The organism is Stenotrophomonas beteli (assembly GCF_001431665.1).
Classification (GTDB): domain Bacteria; phylum Pseudomonadota; class Gammaproteobacteria; order Xanthomonadales; family Xanthomonadaceae; genus Stenotrophomonas; species Stenotrophomonas beteli.
In genome coordinates this window covers 1-25,108 of the sequence record NZ_LLXV01000062.1, presented here as the reverse complement: position 1 = coordinate 25,108, position 25,108 = coordinate 1, and the positions used below count along the sequence as shown (strand labels likewise).

Below are 25,108 nucleotides of genomic sequence, written 5' to 3'. Positions count from 1 at the left end.
GGCGCCATCGAGCCCCCATGGGTGAGGGCGCTTTGCTTGCGAAGCACTGCTTCGCAAGCGCCCGAACGCACAGCCGCCAGCGGCTGGGCCGGTCTGGGGGTTTACGGCGTGTCCTGCCAACCCACATCGCCCCGCCGTCCCTCAGTAGACCCGCTGTTGCTTTGGCTTTGGCTTTGGCTTTGGCTTTGGCTTTGGCTGTTGCCGTTGCTCCGGCCTCGGCGGGTGCCGGGCGCCGCCCGGCCGTAACCCCTTACTTCTTCGTGCGCGGCTGGTTCAGCGGCTCCATCGCACGGAAGCGCTTGCTGTACTCGTCGGTCAGATTGCGCGCTTCCTGGCCGTTGCGGACGATGCTCGGGGTCAGCAGCACGATCACTTCCGAACGACGGCTGGTACGGGTCTTCTGGCCGAACAGCGCACCGATCACCGGAATCCTGCTCAGGCCCGGAATGCCACTGCTGCCATCGGTGGCCGAATCGGTGATCAGGCCAGCCAGCATGATGGTGTCACCGCTCTGCACCGCCGCCTCGGTGGACAGCTTCTTGGTCGAGATGCGCGGGTTGCAGTTGCGCTCGGTGGGGTTGCAGCTGTCGGGCACGTCCGAGGCGCTGCTGACCTCCTGCACGATGTCCAGGAACACCGTGCCGTCGCGGGTCACGCGCGGGCGCACCTTGAGGATCACACCCGTGTCGATGTACTGCACCGAGCTGTAGGTGCTGGTGCCCACGCCGGTGTTCACCGTGGTGGTGTTGATCGGCACCTTGTCGCCGACGTTGAGCGTGGCCTCGGCGTTGTTGCGCACGAACACCGACGGCGTCTGCAGCAGGCGCAGGTCGGTCACCTTGTCCAGTGCACTGACCACCGCAGCCGCGTTGTGGCCGGTGAACGCCCAGCCGACGCCATCGTTGCCGGTGACGCCGCCGGCGAAGGTGTTCCAGGCACCGCCGGCGGCGGGCGGCAGGGTCAGCCCGCTGAGCGCACCGGTCAGCGCGCGCCCGGCCACGGCGTTGTCGAAGAACCAGTTCACGCCATACTTCAGGTCGCCGGTCAGTGCGACTTCGGCCACCTGTGCTTCGATGTGCACCTGCAACGGCATCACGTCCAGCTTCTCGATCACTTCGCGGATCGAGCGCCATGCCTGCGGCGTCGAACGCACCAGCAGCGTGTTGGTTTCCTCCACCGCCGATACGCCGACACGATCGCCTTCCACCTCCAGGCTGACACTGACATTGCCGGACTGGCGCTGCGGCAGGTTCATGCTGCCGCCGCTGCTGCCGCTGCCCGTTCCCCCCGTGGTGGAACCAAGGCTGCTGTTGCTGCTGTCCATACCGCGATCGCCCTCGCCGCCCAGCTGCGACGGAATCGCACCCGGTGCCAGCGACGCCGGGCTGGAACCGCTACGGTTGCCACTGCTGGCGAAGGCTTCGCTGAGGCGCTCGGCCAGATCGCGTGCCTTGATGTAACGCAGCTCGTAGGAGAACAGGCGCGCACTGCCACCTGCGGTATCGATCCGGTCCAGCCATTGCTGGATCTGGTCCAGGTAACGCACCTGTGGGGTGATCACCAGCACGGCATTGGCATTCTCCAGCGGCAGGAATCGGAACATGCCGGCGCTGGGCGTCTTGCTCTCCTCACCGAACACCTTCTCAAGATCGGCGGCGACCTGCTCGGCCTTGCCCGACTGGATCGGGAACACCCCCACCGACATGCCCGACAGCCAATCGACGTCGAAGATCTCGACGGTGCGCAGGTAGTTTTCCAGCTCGGCACGGGTGCCACCCAGGGTGATCACGTTGCGGCCGCTGTCGACGTTGACGATGGCGTTCGGCCGCGCGTACGGCTCGAGCACCTTCTTCATTTCGGTGGCCGAGATGAACTGCAGCGGGATCACCCGCACCTCGAAGCCGCGTGCGCTGGCAGCGGGGGCCGTGCTGGGCGCCACCGTACCGGCCAGTGCCTGGTCGGCGGCAACGATGTTGTAGCGACCGCCGCTGTAGACCATGCGCGCGTTGTTCCAGCCCAGCACCATCTCCAGCAGGTTCAGCGCCTGCGCCGGCGACACCGGCTTGGGCGTGGCCAGGGTGACCGTGCCCTGCACACCCGGAGCGATCACATAGTTCTGGCCCAGCATGTCACCCAGGATCGCCTTGACCACCGCGTGCAGCGATTCGCCTTCGAAGTTGAACGTGGCCTCGCCCGTGCTGGCCCCGTGCAGCGCCGGGGACGGTGCGCGTGCGGCTTCGCGGTTGATCATGGTGCCGGTGCCGCGGCGGATCACCGCCTGCGGCGCACCCTGGCTCTCACGGGCGGCATCGGCGGCGACATCGGCGGCCTGCCCGGCAGCGGCGCTGGGCGACAGGTTGCCGTTGCGCTGCACGTGCGGCGCGGACACCGTACTGCAGCCGACCAGCAGCGCAAGGGCAAAGGACCAGGGAAGAAAACGCAGGTTCATGCATTCACTCTATCGGTTGGTGCCATCGCCCGGGGGCGGCGACGGTTGTTGCTGCTGTTGTTGCTGCAGCTGGCGGCGACGGGCCTGGATGCGTTCGCGGATGGCCTGCATCTGCGCTTCGCTGGGGCCATTGGTGTCGGCGGGAGGTGTCTGTGCGGCCGGGGGTACCGCAGCGGCCGTGGCCGGGCGTTGTGCCGCCTGCGGCGGGGGTGCGGCCGCTGCCGGCGGTGGCGGCGGGACCGGCGACGGCACGGCGCTGCCGGCCGCAGGCGGTACGCCGTTGGCGCCACGCAGCACGGTCGGTGGTTCGCCGCCCTGGCCATTGAACACAGCCAGTTCCAGCACCTGGTTGCCACCGGGCCCGATCACCGTTGCCTGACGCGGCTGCAGGGCCACCAGCTGCCAGCCGTCCACCGCCTCTCCGTTCAGGCGCAGGCGCAGCGACCGGTTCTGCTCGGTGCTGAAGGTGGCCATGCCGAAATCGCCGCTGAGCAGCACGCCGGTCAGACGCAGCGCGGCGCTGGCCGCCGGTTCGCTGCCGCCCAGCAGGTACGGGCGGGGGCGGCGGTCTTCGGCAAACAATGGACGCGCTGCGATGGCACTGTAACTGTCGGCACTGGCCATGCGCTCGGCGGCCAGGGGCGCCAGGGTAGGCAGTGGTGGCGCCGCGTCGGCATCGCCGCCGGCCTGCGGCAGGCGGCTGCCCAGCCCGAACAGGGTGGCCAGCCAGACGGCACCGGCCCAGCCGGCCAAGGCCAGCAGGAAGCCGGTGCGCAGGCTGATCTGCTCACGCTTCATCGGCCACCTCCTGTCCTTGGGGCGGCGGCAACGGTGCCGGTGCGGGCGCCTCGGCCGGCGGTGCCGCCGGCGCGGCTTCGGTGGCCGGCGCCGGAGCCGGTGCGGCACCCTCGCCGGCCGCACCCGGCAACAGATAGCCGGCCAGTTCGAAGGACACGTCCAGGCCCAGCCCCGATTCGTTCGGCGATTGCTGGAAACGCTGTGCGATGAGGTTGAGGTTGTCCACGAACAGGCGTGGGCTGCCGGTTTCCAGGCTGTGCAGGACCGTGGCCAGTTCGGCCACGCCACAGCGCAGCCGTACCTGCATGGCGACGCGGACGAACTCGGCATCGCGCCGGTTGTCGGTCAACGGCGTGCGGTTGCTGATGGTGCAACTGCGGTTGCCTGGGCTGGCCATCGCCACCGCATCCTGCAGCTTGGCACCCAGGGCGGCGGCAGCGGCCTCGGCAGTGGCCTCGCGCAGGAAGCCGGGACGCTGCAGCAGGGCCTCGCGGGTGGCACGCAGTCGCTGTTCGATCTGCGGCTGCTGCTGCAGCTGCGCCTGCACGCGCGCCTGGCGTTCGCGCAACGACGCGACATCGGCATCGATCTCACGCAGCGGCTGGGTGAACCACGGATGCACCAGTAGCAGGTAGGCCAGGCCCAGCCCGGCCAGCAGCAGGGCCAGCGCCAGCCAGCGGTCACGGCGTGCGTTTGGCATCAGCATCGGCCGCCTCCGCGGTGGGGGCGGCGGCCAGCGGCTGCAGCTCGGCGGTCATGGTGAAGCGGTCGCGGCCACTGGCGGCGCCATCGGCCTGCAACACGCCGGTCAGGTTGACCTTGCGCCACTGCGGCGCGTCCTGCAGCAGCTGCACCAGCTGCGAGGCTTCGCGGCTGAGGCCGATCAGCTGCAGGTTGTTGCTTTCGATCGCCAGTTTTTCCAGGTAGGTGCCTTCCGGCAGGCGCCGGGTCAGTTCGTTCCAGATTTCGACCGTGCCTGCACGCTGGTTGCGCTGCTTTTCCAGGAACGCCGCTCCCTCGACCAGGGCCTGCAGCTGCGCCCGCTCGCTGGCCACGCCACGCGCGCTGCGTGCGCTGCGCTCGACCTGCGCGCGCAGTTCATCGGCGGCGGCGCGACGGTTGTCCAGCAACTGCATGGCCGCCAGCACCAGCATCAGCAGGGCCGCCACGGTCAGCAGCACGTTCCAGCGCCGCATCGGGTCCGGTCGCTGCTGGCGCTGCGCCGGGGGCAGCAGGTTGACCTGCAGCGCCCGGCCCTGCGCGTCGATGGCGTCGACCCCGGCAAGCGCGTCGGCCCACTCGCCCACGGCGGCGCGCCAGGCATCCAGACGGCGCAACGGCCAGGCAACCAGCTCCACCTGCAGCTGGCCTTCAGCGGCCAGGCCCAGTTCGCGTACGTCAAAACTGACCTGGGACGATTCGAAGGGCGTCTGCCGGTCGATCTCGAAACCGACCACGGCCCGCAGGCGGTCGGCGGCCGCGCCCGGCAGGCGCAGGGTGCGCCGCAGGACGTCGGCGGCCGGCAACAGCCACACCCGCGGCAGGCCGCGCAGGCGCGGTTCCAGCACCCGGTCCAGTGCCTGGGGCGACAGCGGCCACGGCAGGCGCACCACGTCTTCGCGGCGCTCGCCGGCTTCACGCCAGACCTGAAGGTGGTCACCGTCACGCAGCAACAGCAGGCGTGCCTGGCCCCAGCCCAGCGCCCACTGCCAGCGTACCGGCACCCAGGCCAGCAACCCGTTCCGCCACCAACGCAGGAAACGGCCCGTGCCCGGGCCGATCCGGCCCTGCACCTGCCGCAGACTGTCCTGCCAAGCTGTCATCTTGCTGCCATTCCCTGCTCCCAGCGAAGCACTGTGTAGGTCTGCCCGGGAACCCCGCCCGAGCCATTGCGTACCACTGCCTGCAACACCGACCGGCGTCCGCTGTCGTCGGTGACACGGCACTCGATACTATAGGTGCCGCTGGCGCTGGCAAGCGTTGTCGCACCCGCTTCGCCACCGGCGTCACGCTCCTGTTGCGCGCGCTGCGCCAACGCCTGCTCCGCATCCAGGCCCAGCGCCGTCAATACCGGTGCACCGGCGAACTGCGGATCGGGCCGCGCCTGGCGGCTGTAGAGCGTCACATGCGGCAGCATCGCCCGATACAACGGTCCGCGCATGCCCAGCACCCGCTGCAGCTCACCCAGGGTCTCGAAACGCTTGTTGCGCGGCCCATAGGGCAGCCCTGCTGCGGCGTAGTCCGGCGCTTCGGCACCGCCACCGGCCTGCACCAGGCTGTCTTCGTCACGCCAGTCGACGATGGCACCGGCCAACTGCCGGGCCACGCCGTCGTCCTCGCCCAGCGCCTTGAGGAAGGCCGTCAGCAGGGCCACATCGGCCAGATTCAGGTTGATCTTGCCGTTCTCGTCCAGCACCTTGATCTCGATGGTGGCGTCGTCGAACTGCCAGCGATAGAGGCGGCCATCGGCGCGCCAGGGTGCGCGCTGCGGATCGGCGGACAGGCGCGTCAGCGCATACTCCAGCCCGGCCCGCGCGCGCTCCTGGCCGCGAGCGCCGTCATCAAGCACCCGCTGCTGCAGATGCTCGACCCGTGCACTCAATGCGAACGCGCCCACCAGCGCGGTCATCAGCGCAATCAGCCACAGCACCAGCACCAGTGCCGCGCCGCGTGAACGGCTCATCGCGGCCCCCCGCTGCCACCCGCGCGCGGCGCCACCACCAGTGCGGGCCAGGGCGCGCCGCGAGCCGGCACGATCTGGATCTCCACCAGCATCGGCAGCCGCCGGGTATCGTCCCAGCGCGGCAGCCAGTCGGTCAGCTGGCCGGTACCGGGGTCGATGCCGCGATAGCGCAGCTGAACCGATTTCAGCTCGTCCACCAGCAGCTCCGGTGGGCGCGGCGGCACCTCGGCGATGCGTTCCCCTTCCTGCAGCAGCACCAGGTCCAGCAGCAGGCGGCGGTGACCCGGGCGACCATCGACCTGCAGGGCATGCAGGTAGGGGCCGCCCCGGCCGAGATAGCCAGGCAGGTCGGCAGCGAACTGCATGCGCTGTTCCTCGCCCTGGAAGAAGATCGGCTCGCGGGTGGGATCGGGGACTTCCAGCGGCGTGCGCAGCGCACCGGCCAGTTGCCGCCGCAGCAGCGCCTGCACCGCGCGCATGCGTTCGCTGTCGGCCGCGATCTGTTCGCCGCGCTGGCTGACGGCCATCGCCGAGCGCACGCTGGCGAAGGCCAGTGCCAGGCCACCGGCCAGCAGCACGGTGGCCAGCATTACTTCGACCAGGGTAAAGCCGGCAGCGCGTCGCTTCATCGCGCGCTCTCCAGGTCCGGCGGCAGCAGGCGCAGGCTGCGCCAGCGCAGCTGCTCGCGCTCGCTGTCGCCCCAGCGCACCTGCAGCTGCAGTTCGGCCAGCCATGGCGTGCCGGGCGACTGCGCCTGTGCCTGCGCGGCGTTGCCGGCGCGCGGCTCCACCCACGGCTGCACCTGCAGCTCCCAGTGGTAGCGGCCCTGCTCCCATTCGCCCTGCTGGCGACCGGCCTGCAACGGCGCAGCAACACCGGCTTCGGCCAGCAGCGACTGCGCATGCAGCACCGCGCGCGTGCGCAGCTCGGCGTCGCGCACCTGCCTGGCGCCACCGGACAGGCTGCCCAGCAGCAGGGTCAACGCCAGGCCGAGCAGGGCGAAGGCGATGATCACTTCCAGCAGGGTGAAGCCGCGTGCGCGCCGCTTCATGGTGCCCGCCACGGGCCCGAGCGGACCTCACCGGTAAGCCAGCCGACATCGATGCGCCATTCGGCGCCGTCGCGCTGCAGGCGGATGCGGCCGCCGCTGGAACCGCCATCGGGATGGAACTCGATCACGCCCTGGCCCGGCGCGGTGGCCAGCTGTGCGGCCCCTTCGAACGCAACCTGCACCTGCGCCGGCACTTCGCCGTGACGCTGGTTGGCACCTTCCCAGCGCCGCCGCTCCGGCTCGATCACAAAGCGCTGCGGCTCGCCGCGGGCGATCGCCTGCGCGCGCACCATGCGCAGCTGGTTGGCGATGTCCTTGCCGGCACTGCGCAGCTGCATGCCGGAAAAGCCCCGTGAAAGGCCGGCCGCGGTGATCAGGCCGATCGCCGCGATCAACGCGATCACCAGCAGCATTTCCAGCAGCGACAGCCCCCCTGCGCGCCTGCCGTGCAGGCGCGGGCGGGGCAGCCGGCGCGGCAGGAAAGCGCTCATGCAGGCTTACGGCTGGTAGCGGATATCGGCGTCGACACTGCTGCCGCCGGTCTTGCCGTCCTTGCCCAGGCTGACCAGCTCATAGGGCTGGCCTTCGCCCGGCGCGCGGTACTCCAGCGCGTGGCCCCACGGATCGTTCAGATCGGCCGGCTTGGCATACGGGCCCAGCCAGCCGCCGACGCCGGCCGGTGCGGTCACCAGATCATTGAGCGAACCCGGCAGCTTGCCGGTGTCGATCTGGTAGTTGTCGATCTTGGAGGCCACGGTCTGCACCTGCGCCTTGGCGATGTTGGCCTTGCCACGGTCAGCACCGCCCAGCACGCGGCTGGCGACCAGGGTCAGCACCGCGCCGATCAGCACGATGACGATGATGATTTCCAGCAGGCTCATGCCGGACTGGTGGCGTGCAGCGGTGAAGGAAAGGCGGATCGGTCGACGGGAAGCAATCATGGACGGTCCTTTCTGTTGCGGGTATCGGGGTTGCGGGGCATTCCATCGTCAACCGATGGCATTGGTCAGGTCGTACAGCGGCACCAGCACGGCAACGATCACCGCGCCGACCACCGAGGCCAGGACCAGGGTGATCGCCGGCACCATGGCCGCCAGCAGGCGATCGATACGGCGCGCGCTGTCCTGTTCGAAGGTGTCGGCCGCCTTCAGCAACATCGTATCGAGTGCGCCGGACTCCTCGCCTACCTGGATCATCTGCAGCGCCAGGCGTGGGAAACGCTTGCCGCGTGACAGCGCCAGCGACAACCCGGCGCCGTTCTTCACTTCGTCTGCCGCCGTTTCCACGTCGGCGGCCAGCGCACGGTTGCCGAGCACGTTGCGGGCGATGCCCAGCGCGCCCAGCAGCGGTACGCCGTTGCGCAGCAGGGTGCCGAGCGTGCGCGCCAGCCGCGCGGTTTCCAGTTCGCCCATCAGGCGGCCGATGCCCCGCCGTTGCAGCAGCCAGCCATCCAGTGCCAGGCGGAATGCCGGCTGCCGCAGCTTGCGCTCGAACAGCAGCGCCAGCACTGCCGGCACCACCAGCAGCAGCACCCACCAGTCCCGCACGAACAGGCCCAGCTGCAGCACCGCGTTGGTGAACCACGGCAGCGCCACGTCCAGGCTCTCGTACATCTGCGCGAACTGCGGCACCACGTAGCCGAGCAGGAACAGCAGCGCACCGCCCACCACCACCAGCAGGATCGCCGGGTAGACCAGCGCATTGATCACCTTGCCCTGCAGCGCGCGGCTGCGCTCGAGGTAGTCGGCCAGGCGTTGCAGGGTTTCATGCAGGCTGCCACCGGCTTCACCGGCGCGCACCATGTTCACGTACAGGCGCGAGAACAGGCCGTGCTGGCGCTCCAGTGCGGTCGACAGCGGCGCGCCACCGCGCACCACGTCGCGGATGTCGGTGATCGCGCGCCGAGAGCGTTCGTCTTCCGGCAGGCCGAGCAGGATCGACAGCGCCCGATCCAACGGCTGGCCGGCACCGAGCAGGGTCGCCAGCTGCTGGGTGAACTGCAGCAGTGCCGGGCCCTGCAACGGGCGCTGGCGCAGCAGGTTGCGCCAGCTGCTGCCACCGAGGGCGCCGCCGTCGGCCAGTTGCGTCTCCATCGGCAGATGGCCCTGGTCCTGCAGCCGCGCCACCAGCTCGGCCTCGCTGGCGGCCTCCATCTGCCCGTCGAAGATCTCGCCGTGCGGATTGAGTGCCTTGTAACGGTAGTTCGGCATGTCAGCCCCGGGGTCCTGCGCGCATCAGCTTTCCTCGGTGACGCGCAGCACTTCCTCGAGGGTCGTCTGCCCACTGAGTGCCTTGGCCAGGCCGTCTTCGTACATGGTGCGCATGCCGGCTTCGCGGGCGATGCGTTCGATCTCGCCCATGCCGTCGCGGCGCATCACCGCCCGCCGCAGCGCATCGTTCATCACCAGGAATTCCATGATGGTGGTGCGGCCGAGGTAACCGGTCGGCGCCAGCGCCGACGGCACGGGACGATACAGATGGATGGGCCCCTGCGGCTGCAGGCGGCGCAGCTCGAAGCGTTCAATCTCTTCGGGCGAGGCTTCGTAGCGCTCGGCATGGGTCGGCTCCAGCCGGCGCACCAGGCGCTGGGCCAGGATGCCGTTGATGGTGGAGGTGAGCAGGTAATCCTCCACGCCCATGTCGAGCAGGCGGGTGATGCCGCCTGCCGCATTGTTGGTGTGCAGCGTGGACAGCACCAGGTGGCCGGTCAGCGCTGACTGGATGGCGATGCGCGCAGTTTCCAGGTCGCGCATTTCGCCGATCATGATGATGTCCGGGTCCTGGCGCACGATGCTGCGCAGGGCGTTGGCGAAATCCAGGCCGATCTGCGGCTTGGCCTGGATCTGGTTGATGCCTTCGATCTGGTACTCGACCGGATCCTCGACCGTGATGATCTTGACGTCGGCGGTGTTGAGCTGGCTCAGCGCGGTGTACAGCGTGGTGGTCTTGCCCGAACCGGTCGGGCCGGTCACCAGCAGGATGCCGTGCGGCTGCTCCAGCACCTTGCGGAACTGTGGCAGGAACGCATCGGTGAAGCCGAGCCGGTGGAAATCGAACACCACGGTTTCGCGGTCGAGCAGGCGCATCACCACGCTTTCGCCATGCGCGGTCGGCACCGTGCTCACGCGCAGGTCCAGCTCCTTGCCCTGCACGCGCAGCATGATGCGGCCATCCTGCGGCAGGCGGCGCTCGGCGATGTTGAGCCGGGCCATGATCTTGATGCGGCTGATCACGGCGGCGGTGAGGTTGGCCGGCGGGCTTTCGCCTTCCACCAGCACGCCGTCGACGCGGTAACGCACCTTCAGCCGGCTTTCGAACGGCTCGACGTGGATGTCCGAGGCGCGCAGTTCCACCGCACGCTGGATCACCAGGTTGACCAGGCGGATGACCGGTGCTTCGGAGGCGAGGTCGCGCAGGTGTTCGATGTCGTCGACCGCACCGCCCTCGCCGTCGGCGGTTTCCACGATCGCGCCCATCGCGCTGCGCCCTTGACCGAACCAGCGTTCCACCAGATCGTCGATTTCAGCGCGCATGCCCAGCACCGGGGTGACCGGCACGCCCAGCGCCAGCTGCACGGCCTGCTGCGGGTAGGGATCGTGGGCGTCGGCCAGCCACAGCCGCATGCCCTGTTCATTGACGTCCAGCGGACACACATGGAACTGCTTGAGGAAGCGCAGCGACAGCGGCAGGCCGTCGGCCAGCGCCTGCGGCGGCGCTTCGGGCAGTTGCCGGCCCTCCAGCAGCGGCAGGCCCAGCACTTCGGCGCTGGCCTGCGCCTGGTCGCGCTCGGACACCAGGCCCAATCGCACCAACAGCCCCAGCAGGCTGCCACCGGCCTCCGCATGCAGCGGCCGCGCGCGCGCCAGATCGGCTTCCTTGAGCCGGCCACGCGCCAGCAGCGCATCCAGGATGCGGCCTTCGGCGTCGTCGGTAGCGGTAGCAGCGAGCGCGTTCACATGACTCTCCTGTCAATCGGCTCGACTTTAGCAGTTAAGCCATGATTTACGCCGCCCCTTCACCACCTTTCGTAAAAAGACGAAGCCCGTCACGCAGGATGACGGGCCTCGGCCGTTCAATTACGACAGGAAAGGCTTACTGCGTGGCAAGGATGCTCACCCCGCTGTAGGCCGCCTCACCCACCACCTTGATGTAGTAGGTGCCGGCCACCGGCTTGTTCACCCGTACCGTTTCGGACGTGCCGGGACGGGTCGACTTGCCATCGTTGTCGCTGGCACTCGGCTCGCGCCCTTGGGCGATGTAGACCGAGACGTTGCCGGTGCCACCGTAGGTGATCACGCTGAACTGCTTGCCAGCGGCTGCATCGAAGCTGTACAGGCGGCTGCTGCCGGCCGTGCCGTTCAGGCCCCCCACGGCGGCCTTGTTGGTCAGCGGCGTCGCCACCGGTCCACAGTTCTCGGTGCACGGCTCTTCCAGTGCCTTGGCCAGCGCCGCCTTGGCATCAACGATGCCGCTGCCGATCGGGGTGGCGGTCGGGATGCTGACCGGGAACGGACGCGCGGTTTCCTTCAGCAGGGTGCGCATCGCAGCGGGGGCCAGCGGATCCTTGCCCTTGGCGATCAGCGCGCTCTGCACCAGTGCAGCGACGGCAGCCACGTGCGGCGAGGCCATCGACGTGCCGCCCATGCCCATGTAGCTGTAGCTGCCCGACTCTGGCGTGGTGGCCGCATCGGAGCCGGACTGCCAGATGTAGCCGCCCGGATTGCCGTCCACACTGCCGCCACCGCCGGGACCGGACAGGTCCACGCGGGTGCCGTAGTTGGAGTAGTAGGTGATCCCGCCGGTGATACGCGTGGCGCCGACGGTGACCACGCCGTCGCAGCTGGCTGGACGGTACTTGGAGGCGTTGTCGGTCTCGTTGCCTGCGGCCACGACCACGGTGGTGCCCCGCGAGATCGCGCCGTTGATCGCCTCCTGGTAGGTGCCGTCGCAGCTGCCGCTGCCACCGAGGCTCATGTTGATGACCTCGGCCGGGTTGGCATTGGCGGGCACGCCCGCCACGGTACCGCCGGAGGCCCAGGTGATGGCGTCGGCGATGTCGGAAAGGTAGCCACCGCACTTGCCGAGCACGCGGACCGGCAGCACCTTGGCCTTGTGCGCGACACCGGCCATGCCGACACCGTTGTTGGTCTGCTCGGCCACGGTACCGGCCACATGGGTGCCGTGCCAGGAGCTGTCCTCGGCCAGCGAGCCGGTGTAGCACTCGTTGTCGTTCTCGACCCAGTCGCCGTAGTCCTGCGCGCCGGGGACGCGGTCGTTGGTGGCGCGGCGCGAGGTTTCGGCATCGCTGATGAAATCGTAGCCTTCCAGCAGATTGCCGACCAGGTCCGGGTGCTGCGGCAGGATGCCGGTGTCGAGTACCGCCACCACCACGCCTTCGCCCTGCGACACGTCCCACGCCGACGGTGCGTTGATGCCGCCGGTGGCGTTGTGCAGGTGCCACTGGTACTGCTGGTAGTACGGATCATTCGGCGCCAGCGCCGGCTGCACGTCACCGGCGCGCAGTTCGCTGCGGCGCAGCTTCACATCGGCCTCGGCGTACTGCACGGCCGGATCGGCCTTCAGTTCCTTCAGCACGCGCTGCAGTTCGGCAGGCGCCAGGCGCCCCTGCAGGCGGATCAGATCGGCACCGACGCCCAGCCTGCGCACGACCTGCGGGCCGAGCGTGCTGGCCCGGGCAGTGCCACCGGACAGGCTGGCGCGGGTCAGCGCCGACTGCACGGTGGACAGCTTGGCCGAACGGTCACCCGCCGCAGCGGTGCCGGCACGGTACTTGACGATGATGCGCTGGGTGCCCGGCTCGGCGGTGCTGGCCTGGCGCACCGGCTCACGGGTCGGCAACCCGGCCGCGTGGACGGCCCCGACAGCCGTCATCGACAGCACGGCGGCGGCAAGCACATTGATGCGAAGGTTCTGCTTCTTGATCACGTCGAATTCCTCTTCTGGGTCATGGATCGAACCAACACTGCGGCCATCATTCCTTGACGACTCCCGGCCGGCCCAGCCGGGATTGCCGTGACCTCCCCCCAGGCCCTCATTGCAGGTGTGGCGCCGGCGTGGGTGGCCGCCGGCGCAGTGGAGTGGCTTACCAGCCGAAGCCGGCACCGACGCCGACCGAGCTGTCATCACTGCTGAAGGCGCCGCCGATGGTGACCGTGGCGCGATCACTGATCGCGCGCTGGTAGCCCAGCGACATCGCCGACTCGCCGCCCTGGAAACCGATGCCGACGCCGACCCGGTTCTGGGTACGGATGCCGGCGGCACTGGTGGCCATGTTGAGCATCGCGGCACTCATCGCGCCCTGACGGTCGATGCGGCGGTCCATGTGGCGCAGGCGTCCGTCGATCTCGCCCTTGAACACATCGAAGCTGTCGGACACGGCCTGCACGCGGCTGTCGGTGTAGCTGTTCGCCGTGGCCACGCCACGGTCCAGCTGGCCCTTGTTGACGGCGTCGGTAGCGGCTGTGCCGGCGGCGACGTTGGTGACCTGGCGTTCGTTGCCTTCGCTGCCAACCGACACGGTGTTGGCACGATCGGCGACCGAACCCTGGCCCAGTGCCACGGCGTTCGCCGCAGTGGCGTTCGCGCCCTGGCCAATGGCTGTGGACGACGCGCCGCTGGCGACGGCGCCCTCGCCCATGGCCACCGCATTGGCGCCGGTCGCCGGGGTGCCGACCGGAATCCCAGCGCCTGCTGCGGCTACCGTCGGCGTGCCCTGCACGCGCGCGGTGCTGGCCGGTGCCGCATCGGCCGTTGCAGGTGCATCAGCGGCGCTGGCCAGCGGGCTGTCATCCAGCGCGGTACTCATTGCGCGCAGGCTGGCAGTCCCGGCACGCGTGCCACCGGCGGTGCGGCGGTCGATCTCGCTGACCTTTCGGTCCAGCGCGCCCAGCGCATCGCCGACGTTGCTGTAGGTAGCCCCCTGGATCACATAGTTCGGCGCCACGAACACACCCTGCATGCCGACGCTGGCACCGCCGCCGAGGAAACTGGCGGCGTCACTGAGCGACTGGAACAGCTGTCCGCCATTGATCGCCTGGCGGCTGCCGGCGGCAATGCTGCCGGCGCCGACATTGTCGATGGTGGTGCCCTGGATGCCAGACAGGGTCAGGCGCTCACGACTGGCATCGTCATAGCCGACCGCACTGGCCGCCGTGGTCTCGACCGTGGCGATACGCGCGTCGAAATCACCGACGCGGGTTTCCACTGCGCCCACGCGCTGGTTGGTGACATTGAGCTGGGAACCGGTGACCGCATCGGTACTGCCGGCGGCAATGCGGCCGTCGGCCACGTTGACGATGCGCCGGGTGGCCGGACCGGCGGTGCCGTTGCCACCGCCGACCGAGACCACATTGGCCTCCAGCGCACGCGAACCGGCACCCAATGCCACCGAGTTGTTGCCGCTGGCGCCGCTGTTGGCGCCCAGTGCCAGCGCCGCGTTGCCGATGGCTGTGGCGCCACTGCCCAGCGCATTGCTGCGGCTGCCACTGGCGCTGGCGTTGCCGCCGATGGCCACGGCATCGGTGCCGGTGGCACTGGCGGTACCCGAACCATTGGCCTTGAAGCGTTGGCCGACCGCATCGGCGGTGGCGGCCACTGCATCGAGCTGGCCCTTGTTCACCGCATCGGTGGCCTGCGTACCGGCCGCGACATTGGTGAGCTGGCGGTTGATCGCGCTGTGGGTGACGCCGGCGGCATCGACCCACTCCTGCGCGGCACCCACCGACACTGTGTTGGCGCGGTCGGCCAGCGAGCCTGCGCCCAATGCGACGCTGTTACCGGCGTCCTTGGTGGTCCAGGTGTTGCTGCCGAGCACCGTCGCGTTGCTGGCCTGCGCATAGCTGTTGTAACCGACCACGGTGGCGCCGTCTTCGGTAGCCCACGCCTCACTGCCGATGGCGGTAGTGAACTGGGCGGCGCTGGCGCTGGCGGCATCCTGTCCGGCCAGTGCATTGAAGCCGACCGCCACGCCGTTCAATCCGGTCGCGGCGTTGTTGCCCAGAGCGGTGCCGTACTCGCCAGCCTTGGCCTGCACGCCGAAGCCGGCGCCGGCGATCTGCGCGATGGTGCCCTGGCCCACCGCCGTGGACACATCGGCGGCCTGCGCAGCACTGCCTACGGCGGTACCGAAGAAGCCGGCGCTGGCGCCCGCACCGAACGCCGTGGCGCGCCAGCCAGTGGCCTGTGCGAAGTTGCCGACTGCCGTGGTTTCGCGGCCATCGGCGATCGCGCCGTAGCCCACTGCAGTGGCCGCCAGGCCGGCGGCCTCGGCCATGCCGCCGACAGCGGTCGCCCCGATGCCCTGCGACTGCGACTGCGCGCCGATCGCAACGCTGGCGGCGCCGCCACTGCTGCTCTGCGCGCCCAGCGCGACGGCACCGCCTGCGGTGCTGCTGGCACCGCTGCCGATGGCCACGCCCCGCTCGGCCGTGGCCAGTGCGTCGACGCCGACCGCCGTGGCATTGGCCGCGACCACCGTTGCGCCGCTGCCCAGTGCGGTCGCGCCGTTGCCAATTGCATTGGCCGCATTGCCAGCGGCGAGCGCATTGTCACCCTCCACCAGTGCGCCTGCTTCGCCATCGGCATTGCCGCTGGCCTGGAACTGGCGGCTGGTCTTGTCGGCAACGCTGGCCACCGCGTCCAGCTGGCCCTTGTTCACCGCATCGGTGGCCTCGGTGCCCGCCGCCACATGCGTCACCTGGCGCTCACCGCCCGCGCTGCCCACGGCCACGGTATTGTCGCGCTCGGCCTTGGAGCCGGCGCCCAGTGCCACGCTGTTCAACCCACTGGCGGTGGCACTGGCACCCAGCGCAGTGGCATCTGCCGCATCCGCCCACGAGTTCCAGCCGATCGCCGTGGCGTAATCCTCGGTCGCCCAGGCGCCGGCACCGAAGGCCGCCGCGCCGGTGCCGCTGGCACGCGACGGGATCAGGCCAAAGAAGGTGCTGCCACCGATGGCCACGCTTTCGGCGCCACTGGCCTCGCTCGACTGGCCGACCGCAACGGCACCGCTACCGGCCGCAGCGGCACCGAAGCCGACCGCGGTGGTGTTGGCGCCACTGGCTGCCGAGCCGTAGCCCAATGCGGTGCCGAGGCGACCGCTGGCTTCGGCATAGCCACCGACAGCGGTGGTGCCGTCGGCGGAGGCGGCACTGCGGAAGCCGCTGGCCAATGCCTGCGTGCCGCTGGCGTTGGACTCGGTGCCGGTTGCAGTGCTGTACGCACCACTGGCCTGTGCACGCGCACCGACCGCGCTGGCACCGAGCTCGCTGGCGCCGGCGCCGGTTCCCAGCGCGAGGCTGTCTTCGCCCGTGGCCTGGGCCGTGCTGCCCAGCGCCGCGGCGTTGTTGCCCGTGGCCAGCGCATCGATACCGACTGCCGTGGCGTTGGCGGCCAGCGCATTGGCACCACTGCCGAGCGCGGTGGCACCGGCGCCGATCGCGTTGGCCGCGTCACCGGCTGCCAGCGCGTTGTCGCCCTCCACCAGCGCGCCGGTTTCACCGTCGGCATTGCCACTGGCCTGGAACTGCCGGCTGGTCTTTTCCGCTGCCGCGGCTACGGCGTCGAGCTGGTTCCTGTTGACCGCATCATTGCCCTGCGTGCCATCGGCCACGTTGGTGATCTGGCGGGTGTTGCCGCCGCCCCCCACCGACACGGTGTTGTCGCGATCCGCGATCGAATCGGCACCCAGCGCCACGCTGTTGGCGCCGCGCGATTCGGCAGCGTTGCCCAGCGCGGTGCTGTTGATGCCGCCCGACCAGGCGCCACCACCCACTGCGGTGGAGTAGTTGCCCGAGGCCTCGGTGGCCAGCACGCCGAACAATGAACCACCAACGGCGACGCTGTTGGTGCCGGTGGCCAGGCTCCCCTGGCCGGTGGCGGTGCTGTAGGCGCCGGAGGCTTCCGAATCGCCACCCACCGCCACACTGTTGGAGCCGGATGCATTGGCGAAGTTGCCAAAGGCAGTGGCGTTGAACGCCGAGGCCTGCGCGTAGCCACCGATGGCGGTGCTGTAGCCGCCGCTGGCTTCGGCACCGATACCGAATGCCGCCGACGCCGTACCACTGGCCACGCTCTCGCTGCCGACAGCGGTGGCCGCATCGCCACTGGCGTTGCTGAAGTAGCCCACGGCCACGGCTTCTTCACCGGACGCTTCGGACAGCACGCCATTGGCAGTGCTACCGGCACCGCTGGCGATGCTGGCCGCACCGAACGCCGCGCTCTGCTCGCCGCTGGCCTCGCTTTCCGCACCGTGCGCGGTGGCGTACTCGCCCGTGGCCTGTGCGTTGGCACCGACGGCGCTGGCATTGGCCGCAGTGGCCAACGCGTTGAAGCCCAGCGCCTGTGCGTTGCTGGCCAGCGCGTTGGCGCCGCTGCCCAGTGCGGTAGCGCCATTGCCGATGGCGTTGGCGGCATCACCGGCCGCCAGTGCGTTGTCACCCTCCACCCGTGCACCGGCTACGTCGTCGCCGTTGCCACTGGCCTGGAAGAAGCGGCTGGTGGTGGCAGCGGTGGTCGCAACCGCATCCAGCTGTGCCTTGTTCACTGCGTCGGTAGCCTGGGTACCCGCCGCGACGTTGATGACCTGGCGCTCGTTGCCGCCGCTGCCCACCGACACCGTGCGTGCACGGCTGGCAACCGAACCGGCTCCGAGCGCAACAGCGTTGCTGGCGCTGGCGTTGCTGCCAGCGCCAAGCGCGATCGCGCTTTCACCGCCGGCCACCGTGTTGGTGCCGATGGCGATGCTGTTGAGGCTGTTGCCCAGGGCCTGGAAGCCCAGTGCCACGCTGTTGTCGCCATAGCCGAAGGCACCGCGGCCGACCGCCGTGGCGCTGGCCCCGTTGGCCCAGCTGTTGTAGCCGACGGAAGTCGCGCCGCTGCCGCTGGCCCAGGCCGCGTTGCCGAACGCCGAGGCGTTGGTGGCCGTCGCCCACGCACCGGAACCGAATGCTGCTGCGCCGCTGGCCGTTGCCCAGCTGTAACCGCCGACAGCGGTGCTGTCGTCACTGCTGGCAAAGGCGCTGTCACCGACCGCGACCGCGTAGCTGCCGGTCGCACGCGACGTGCCGCCGGCCGCGAAGCTGTTGTCGCCGCTGGCCTTGGCCGCATTGCCGAACGCGCTGCTCGCCGCACCGGTGGCCTGTGCACCGCTACCGACCGCGGTCGCATCGGCGACAGCGGTGGTGCCCACCTGCTGCGCCGTGCCGTCTGCACCGATGATCGGCTGGTTGTACTCGTCGTAGGCCTGGCCGAGGCCACCGATGGCAACACCGCCGTTGCCGGTGGCGTTGCTGTTGCGCCCCACCGCCACGGCGTCGTCACCAATGGCCGAAGCGGCGGCGCCATGTGCAACCGCGCCGGCGCCGATCGCATTGCTCGACGAGCCGGCCGCCACCGCGCCTTCGCCCTCGGCCAGCGCACCGGCATCACTGCCCGCTTCCGGCTGGCCCTGGAAGAAGCGGGCGGTGTTGTCGGCGGTACTGGCCACGGCGTCCAGCTGCGCCTTGTTCACCGCATCGGTGGCTTCGCTGCCCGCGGCCACGCTGGTGATCTGCCGTTCGTTGCCGGCACTGCCCACGGCCACGCTGTTGGCGCGCACCGCTTCGGAATTCGCGCCAAGCGCGACGCTGTTGGCGCCGCGGGCGGTGGCGTAGTACCCGACGGCCGTGCTCTGTGCGCCGCTGGCCCAGGTCTGCGCGCCGAGCGCGCTGGCATTCTCACCCGGGGCGTACGCGAAGTAGCCGACGGCGGTGGATTCCGCGCCGGACGCTTCGGTCAGGCTGCCGTTGGCCACCGCGCGGTCACCGCTTGCGATGGCACCGGCGCCGACGGCCGTCGACGCTTCGCCGCTGGCCTGGGTCTGCACGAAGAAACCCAGGCCCGGAATCAGGTCGGCCGGGCCACCGATGGCTACGCTGCTGGTGCCGGTGGCGTTGCTCTGCGTGCCCAGCGCAGTGGAGTAATCACCGATGGCATTGGCGACGGCTCCGAACGCGGAGGCCTGGGCACCGGCGGCATAGGCGCCGACGCCGTAGGACGACGCCGCAAAGCCGCTGGCTTCAGCACTGGCGCCCACCGCAGTGCCACCGACACCTGCGCTGGTGGCGCCGGTTTCCACCGGCACGCCGCCACTGGTGATCAGTGGGTTGCCATCGGCATCCACCGCAGCGCCACCCACGGCAACGCTGCCTGGGCCGTTGGCCTGTGCGTTGTTGCCGAACGCGGCACTGTTCTGGCCCGAGGCCAGCGCGTTGTTGCCCACGGCGGTCGCGTTCTGCGCAACGGCATTGGCGCCCGCGCCCACAGCGGTGGCGCCGTTGCCGATCGCGTTGGCCGCCTCGCCGGCCGCCAGTGCCTCGTCACCTTCGGCCAGCGCGCCCGCATCGCTGTTGCTGCTGCCCGTGGCCTGGAAACGCTTGGCGGTCGCGTCAGCCACCGCAGCGACATCCTTCAACTGGCCCACGTTGACCGCGTCGGTGTCTTCGGTACCGGCGGCGACACTGGTGATCTGCCGGGTCAGGCCGTAATCGACGGCGCCGACCGAGACGGTATCGACGCGATCAGCCAGCGAGCCGGCGCCCAGCGCCACGCTGCCGGTGGCGACCGCCGCCGAATTGGAGCCCAGCGCGGTGCTGTAGTCGCCCACGGCGGTGCTGAATGCACCGACCGCAATCGAGGCTTCGTTCCCGGCAGTGGCGCCGCGACCCAGTGCGGTACTGCCCGGGCCCATCGCCACGGCACCGCCACCGACGGCAGTGGCGCCGTCGGCGCTTGCTTCGGACAACGCACCCAGTGCGGTGGCCGCGCCGTTCTCGCTGGCGGCATAGGCGCTGGCGCCGACGGCGGTGTCACCAAGACCAAACGCCGCAGCGCTCTGCCCGACCACCACGCTGGCGTCACCGATCGCCAATGCGCCCTGGCCGAACGCGCTGGCGCCCAGGCCGGCGGCAATGGCCTGGGTACCGATGGCGGTCGTGGCGTTGGCCAACGACTGGGCACCGGCACCGGCGGCTACCGCGCCTTGCCCGTCGATCTTCGCTGCGTCGCTGTCATCACCGGCGCCATCGGCCTTGAAGTAGCGGTTTCCATCTGCGGCGACATCCGCCAGCGCGGCCTGCGTGGCGCGCGCCTGCGCATCCAGCTGCCCCTTGTTCACCGCATCGGTGGCCTGGGTGCCGGCGGCCACATGGGTGATCTGCCGTTCCTTGCCGGCATCGCCGACCGATACGGTGTTGGCACGGGTGGCCTTGGAGCCGGCGCCCAGCGCCACGCTGTTGGCCGCGCTGGCGCTGGTACCGGCGCCGATGGCCACCGCGTTGCTGCCCTTGGCACTGGCGCTGCCCTCGATCAGGCACTTTTCCAGCAGCTTGCCGCTGAACGCCACGCAGGTGGCGCTGCCACCGATCTGCACCGACTGCGCCGCCGCGCTGCCGGCCATGCCCACTCCCAGTACCAGGCCCAGTGCAGCGGCCAGCAGGGCCGGTGTTGCCTGCGTCGTCGCGGTGCGTTGGTCGACAACACCTCCGCTGCTGTCGGAGGAGGCCAATTCCGAGGCCACCACCAACTGACCCAATGCTCTGTTCCAGACCTTGCGATAAATCCGATTCATCGGTACGGCTCCTGAGTGGACTGGTTTTGGGCAAAGCAACGCCACCGCCGGGCCTTCTGGCCCAACGTCCCCTGGGGGCGTTTATTCGCGTGATTTACTACGGGGTATTGCCGAATGGCGCGCAGCGGAAGAAACCGAGCGCGTGCGCCAGCCGGTTACTGCGGAATGAATGGTTCTGAAACGGGGTTCAAGTGTTAACGGCAACTTCGAAAAACGTCAAGACTTTGACATGGCAAATCCCGTTGCCGTGAAGCAGTTCACTCTTTCACCTGTTTATGAAAGTATTTTGTTAGGCGTGCGTGACGATTATCCGACGCATGAAAACGCATGTAACTGATGGCCACGTCAGCATTTTCCTGAGGGCAAAGAAAAACCCGCCGGAACTCCGGCGGGTTTCCCATACGCAAAGGCATTGTGGGTTGCGCGATCAGCCGCACCAGACACGTGCGTTGCGGAACATCCGCATCCACGGCGAATCGCCCTGCCACTCGGCCGGTGCCCAGCTCAGGTTGAGCGCGCGCGGGGTACGTTCCGGATGCGGCATCATGATGGTGACGCGGCCGTCGGTGCTGGTCAGGCCGGTGATGCCGTCCGGCGAACCGTTCGGGTTCAGCGGGTACTGGTTGGCAACCTTGCCATTGCCATCGATGTAGCGCAGCGAGACACGGGCCGCGGCCTGGTCGACGGCGTTGTCGAACACGGCCTGGCCTTCGCCATGCGCCACCGCCACCGGCAGGCGCGAACCGGCCATGCCACGCAGCAGGATCGACGGCGATTCCACCACTTCCAGCAGTGCGGTACGCGCTTCGAACTGCTCGCTGGCGTTGCGGCGGAACTGCGGCCAGTGCTCGGCACCGGGGATGATGCCCTTGAGCTGGCTCATCATCTGGCAGCCATTGCACACGCCCAGCGCGAAGCTGTCCTCGCGCGCGAAGAACGCGGCGAAGGCATCACGCAGTGCGCTGCGTTCCAGGATCGAAGTGGCCCAGCCACGGCCGGCACCGAGCACGTCGCCGTAGCTGAAGCCGCCACAGGCGACCAGCCCGGTGAAGTCCTGCAGCGCTACGCGGCCTTCGATCAGGTCGCTCATGTGCACGTCGAAGGCGCGGAAGCCGGCGCGTTCGAAGATGTTGGCCATTTCGATCTGGCCGTTGACGCCCTGCTCGCGCAGCACCGCTACACGCGGGCGCACACCGGTGCTGATGAACGGCGCGGCGACATCTTCGTTGAGGTCGAAGCTGAGCTTCGGCTTCAGGCCCGGCGCATTGAAGGCGCGGGCGACCTCGCGTTCGGCATCGGCATTGGCCGGGTTGTCACGGCGCTTCTGCATCGCGTGGGTGACCGACCACCAGGCGTCGAACAGCGCCTCCCAGCGCCACTCGGCCAAGTTCTCGCCGCCCAGCGATACGCGCACCACCGGTGCCGTGGTCGGCTTGGCGATGCGCTGCGCGCATTCGGTCAGTGCATGGCGTTCGACCAGGTCGGCAAACGCGGCGCGATCTTCGCGTGCGATCTGCACCACCGCACCCAGTTCTTCGTTGAACAGGCTGCGGAACGGGTCATCGCCCCAGGCATCGAGGGTGATGTCCAGGCCCAGCCGCGAGGTGAACGCCATCTCGCACAGCGCGGCGAAGGCACCGCCGTCGCTGCGGTCGTGGTAGGCCAGCAGCAGCCCGGCCTGGCGCGCATCGCGGATCAGCTCGAAGAAGCCACGCAGGCGCTGCGGGTCGTCCAGGTCCGGGGCGGCACCGGCGAAGGCCGGCAGATCGCCGTGGTCGGCATGCACCTGGGCCAGGATCGAACCGCCCAGGCGCTGCTTGCCGGCACCCAGGCCGATCAGCCACAGCTCGCTGTCCACGTCACGGTCGAGCAGCGGGGTCAGCTGCTGGCGCACGTCGGCGACCGGCGCGAACGCCGAGATCACCAGCGACACCGGCGACACGCTCTTGTGCGCTTCGCCCTGGTCGTGCCACTGCGCCTGCATCGACAGCGAGTCCTTGCCCACCGGGATGCTGATGTCCAGCTGCGGGCACAGTTCCATGCCCACCGCCTTCACCGCGTCGTACAGCAGCGCGTCTTCGCCCGGGTGGCCGGCCGCGGCCATCCAGTTCGCCGACAGCTTGATTTCATCCAGCGCATCGACCGGGGCCGCGCACAGGTTGGTCAGCGCTTCACCCACGGCCATGCGTGCCGAAGCCGCCGCATCGAGCAGGGCCAGTGGAGTACGCTCGCCGATCGACATCGCTTCGCCAGCCACGCCATCGAAGTCGGCCAGGGTGATCGCCACGTCGGCCACCGGCAGCTGCCACGGGCCGACCATCTGTTCGCGCGCGGTCAGGCCACCGACGCTGCGGTCACCGATGGTGACCAGGAAGTTCTTCGAGGCGACGGTCGGATGTGCGAGCACGCGCAGGCCGGCTTCCTGCAGGTCCAGGCCGCCGGTCTTCAGCGCCGGCCAGCGCGGTGCCGGCGGGTGCGCGGTGTCGCGGTGCATCTTCGGCGGCTTGCCGAACAGCACGTCCATCGGCAGGTCGATCGGCGCGTCGGCCGGGGTGTTGCCCGGCACGGCACCGTAGGCAACCACCAGGTGCTCTTCAGCGGTGGCCACGCCAACGGCAGCGAACGGGCAGCGCTCGCGCGCGCACAGGGCGGCGAACTCGGCCAGGCGCTCCTGGGCCACGCCAAGCACGTAGCGCTCCTGCGATTCGTTGCACCACAGCTGCATCGGCGACAGCGACGGGTCATCGGTGGGCACCTTGCCCAGGTCGATGACGCCACCGACGTTCGAGTCGTGCAGCAGTTCGGGGATGGCATTGGACAGGCCACCCGCACCGACGTCATGGAAGAACTTGATCGGGTTGTTGGCCCCCATCGCCACGCAGCGGTCGATGACTTCCTGGCAGCGACGCTCCATCTCCGGGTTGTCGCGCTGCACGCTGGCAAAATCCAGGTCCTCGGCGCTTTCACCGGAGGCCACCGAACTGGCGGCACCGCCGCCGAGGCCGATCAGCATCGCCGGGCCACCGAGCACGATGACCGCGTCGCCGGCCTGCAGCTTGATCTTGTCGACCTGGATGCGGTCGATGGCGCCGAGGCCACCGGCCAGCATGATCGGCTTGTCGTAGGCGCGGACCAGATCGGCGCCCTCGGGCAGCTCGAAGCTGCGGAAGTAGCCGAGCAGGTTCGGGCGGCCGAACTCGTTGTTGAACGCGGCGCCGCCGAGCGGGCCGTCGGTCATGATTTCCAGTGCCGGCGCCATGCGCGGGTTCAGCGCGCGCGGCGCTTCCCACGGCTGCGGCAGCTCGGGAATGCGCAGGTGCGAGACCGAGAAGCCGGTCAGGCCTGCCTTGGGCTTGCCGCCACGGCCGGTCGCGCCTTCGTCGCGGATCTCGCCACCGGCACCGGTCGAGGCACCCGGGAACGGCGCGATCGCGGTCGGATGGTTGTGCGTCTCCACCTTGATCTGGAAGGCGCTGGGCACCTTCGGTTCGCGGCGGTATTCGCCACTGGCCGGATCGGGGCGGTAACGCGACGCCGGATGGCCTTCGATCACTGCGGCGTTGTCGCTGTACGCGCTGAGCGTGTGCTGCGGGGTCTGCTGGTGGGTGTTCTTGATCATCCGGAACAGCGAGCGGTCCTGCTCCTGGCCGTCGATGGTCCAGCTCGCGTTGAAGATCTTGTGGCGGCAGTGCTCGGAATTGGCCTGCGCGAACATCATCAGCTCGACGTCGGACGGCGATCGGCCCAGCGCGGTGAAGCGTTCGCGCAGGTAGTCGATCTCGTCCTGCGCCATGGCCAGGCCGAGGCGCTGGTTGGCGGCCTCCAGCTGGTCCACCGGCACGCGTTCCAGTTCACCCCGGGCCGGCGCGGAGAACAGCGCCTGGCCCTGTTCGACCGTTTCCAGCACCGACTGCGTCATCGGGTCGTGCAGCACCTTGACCAGCGCCTGCTGGGCGGCGGCATCGGCGGGCCAGCCCTGCACGTCGATGCGCAGGCCACGCTCGACCCGGCTGACCGGCTGCCCGGCACCGCGCACCAGTTCGGTGGCCTTGCTCGACCATGGCGACAGCGTGCCCAGGCGCGGCACCACGATGCGGCTGACCGCGCCGTCGGCCACTGCCTCGGACTGCGGCGCAGCCTCGAGGATGCGGCACAGCGTGATCAGGTCGGGGGCGGCGCTGCCTTCGGGCTGCACGAAGTAGACGTGCCAGGCACCGCTGATGCGCAGGGAGGGAGCGATGGACTGCAGGCGGGATTCAAGACGTTCGCGGCGGAACGGCGACAGGGCGGGCGCGCCCTCGAGGACCATCATGTCCGGGGAACCGTAGTTGGGAAACGGGCCCGACATTGTACCGGAAGCGGGGGAAGGGCTCTGGCCGGGCGGCGCCCGGCACCCGCCGAGGCCAGGGCAACGGCAACAGCAACAGCAGCTGCCAAAGCAAAAGCAGGATTTCCGTGGGATGGCGGGGGGGGTCCGGTGGGGGGGGGCCCCCGAAACCC

General features: G+C 69.5%; 14 protein-coding genes. All 14 read right to left on the bottom strand.

Going from position 1 to position 25,108, the window contains the following annotated elements:
- Nucleotides 1-250: 250 nt before the first annotated feature.
- Nucleotides 251-2,449: a type II secretion system secretin GspD gene (gene gspD, locus ARC23_RS16405; RefSeq protein WP_057498183.1), complete on the bottom strand. Its 2,199-nt coding sequence runs from the start codon at nt 2,447-2,449 to the stop codon at nt 251-253.
- A gap of 9 nt (nt 2,450-2,458) precedes the next feature.
- Nucleotides 2,459-3,247, bottom strand: a complete 789-nt coding sequence (locus tag ARC23_RS16400) for a hypothetical protein (protein ID WP_057498182.1) — start codon at nt 3,245-3,247, stop codon at nt 2,459-2,461.
- Nucleotides 3,237-3,953 carry a type II secretion system protein GspM gene (gene gspM, locus ARC23_RS16395; RefSeq protein ID WP_080393103.1) on the bottom strand — a complete coding sequence of 239 codons (717 nt, stop codon included), beginning with the start codon at nt 3,951-3,953 and terminating at the stop codon, nt 3,237-3,239. Before gspM ends, ARC23_RS16400 begins: the two co-directional genes overlap by 11 nt.
- Complete coding sequence (locus ARC23_RS16390; RefSeq protein ID WP_057498180.1) at nt 3,928-5,070, bottom strand: PilN domain-containing protein; 1,143 nt, start codon at nt 5,068-5,070, stop codon at nt 3,928-3,930. The genes gspM and ARC23_RS16390 overlap by 26 nt, the downstream gene beginning before the upstream one ends.
- A complete protein-coding gene (locus ARC23_RS16385) occupies nt 5,067-5,930 on the bottom strand; it encodes a type II secretion system minor pseudopilin (RefSeq protein WP_057498179.1) in 864 nt (287 codons plus the stop codon). Before ARC23_RS16385 ends, ARC23_RS16390 begins: the two co-directional genes overlap by 4 nt.
- Nucleotides 5,927-6,559: a type II secretion system protein J gene (locus ARC23_RS16380; RefSeq protein WP_057498178.1), complete on the bottom strand. Its 633-nt coding sequence runs from the start codon at nt 6,557-6,559 to the stop codon at nt 5,927-5,929. The genes ARC23_RS16385 and ARC23_RS16380 overlap by 4 nt, the downstream gene beginning before the upstream one ends.
- The gene (gene xpsI / locus ARC23_RS16375) at nt 6,556-6,981 is read right to left on the bottom strand and encodes a type II secretion system protein XpsI (protein WP_057498184.1); all 426 of its coding nucleotides are present in this window, start codon (nt 6,979-6,981) and stop codon (nt 6,556-6,558) included. The genes ARC23_RS16380 and xpsI overlap by 4 nt, the downstream gene beginning before the upstream one ends.
- Nucleotides 6,978-7,472, bottom strand: coding sequence for a type II secretion system protein XpsH (gene xpsH, locus ARC23_RS16370; RefSeq protein WP_057498177.1), 495 nt, complete (start codon nt 7,470-7,472; stop codon nt 6,978-6,980). Before xpsH ends, xpsI begins: the two co-directional genes overlap by 4 nt.
- Before the next feature lie 6 nt (nt 7,473-7,478).
- Nucleotides 7,479-7,922: a type II secretion system major pseudopilin GspG gene (gspG, locus tag ARC23_RS16365; RefSeq protein ID WP_057498176.1), complete on the bottom strand. Its 444-nt coding sequence runs from the start codon at nt 7,920-7,922 to the stop codon at nt 7,479-7,481.
- 48 nt (nt 7,923-7,970) lie between these two features.
- Entirely contained in the window at nt 7,971-9,191 is a 1,221-nt protein-coding gene (gene xpsF, locus ARC23_RS16360; protein WP_057498175.1) for a type II secretion system protein XpsF, read from the bottom strand.
- A 24-nt stretch (nt 9,192-9,215) separates the two neighbouring features.
- Nucleotides 9,216-10,937, bottom strand: coding sequence for a type II secretion system ATPase GspE (gene gspE, locus ARC23_RS16355; protein ID WP_057498174.1), 1,722 nt, complete (start codon nt 10,935-10,937; stop codon nt 9,216-9,218).
- A gap of 136 nt (nt 10,938-11,073) precedes the next feature.
- Entirely contained in the window at nt 11,074-12,927 is a 1,854-nt protein-coding gene (locus ARC23_RS16350) for a S8 family peptidase (protein ID WP_057498173.1), read from the bottom strand.
- Between the two features lie 157 nt (nt 12,928-13,084).
- Nucleotides 13,085-20,608, bottom strand: coding sequence for an ESPR-type extended signal peptide-containing protein (locus ARC23_RS16345; protein ID WP_057498172.1), 7,524 nt, complete (start codon nt 20,606-20,608; stop codon nt 13,085-13,087).
- A 427-nt stretch (nt 20,609-21,035) separates the two neighbouring features.
- Nucleotides 21,036-24,920 (bottom strand): phosphoribosylformylglycinamidine synthase, encoded by a 3,885-nt coding sequence (purL, locus tag ARC23_RS16340; RefSeq protein ID WP_152985292.1) that lies wholly within the window; start codon nt 24,918-24,920, stop codon nt 21,036-21,038.
- Nucleotides 24,921-25,108 lie beyond the last annotated feature (188 nt).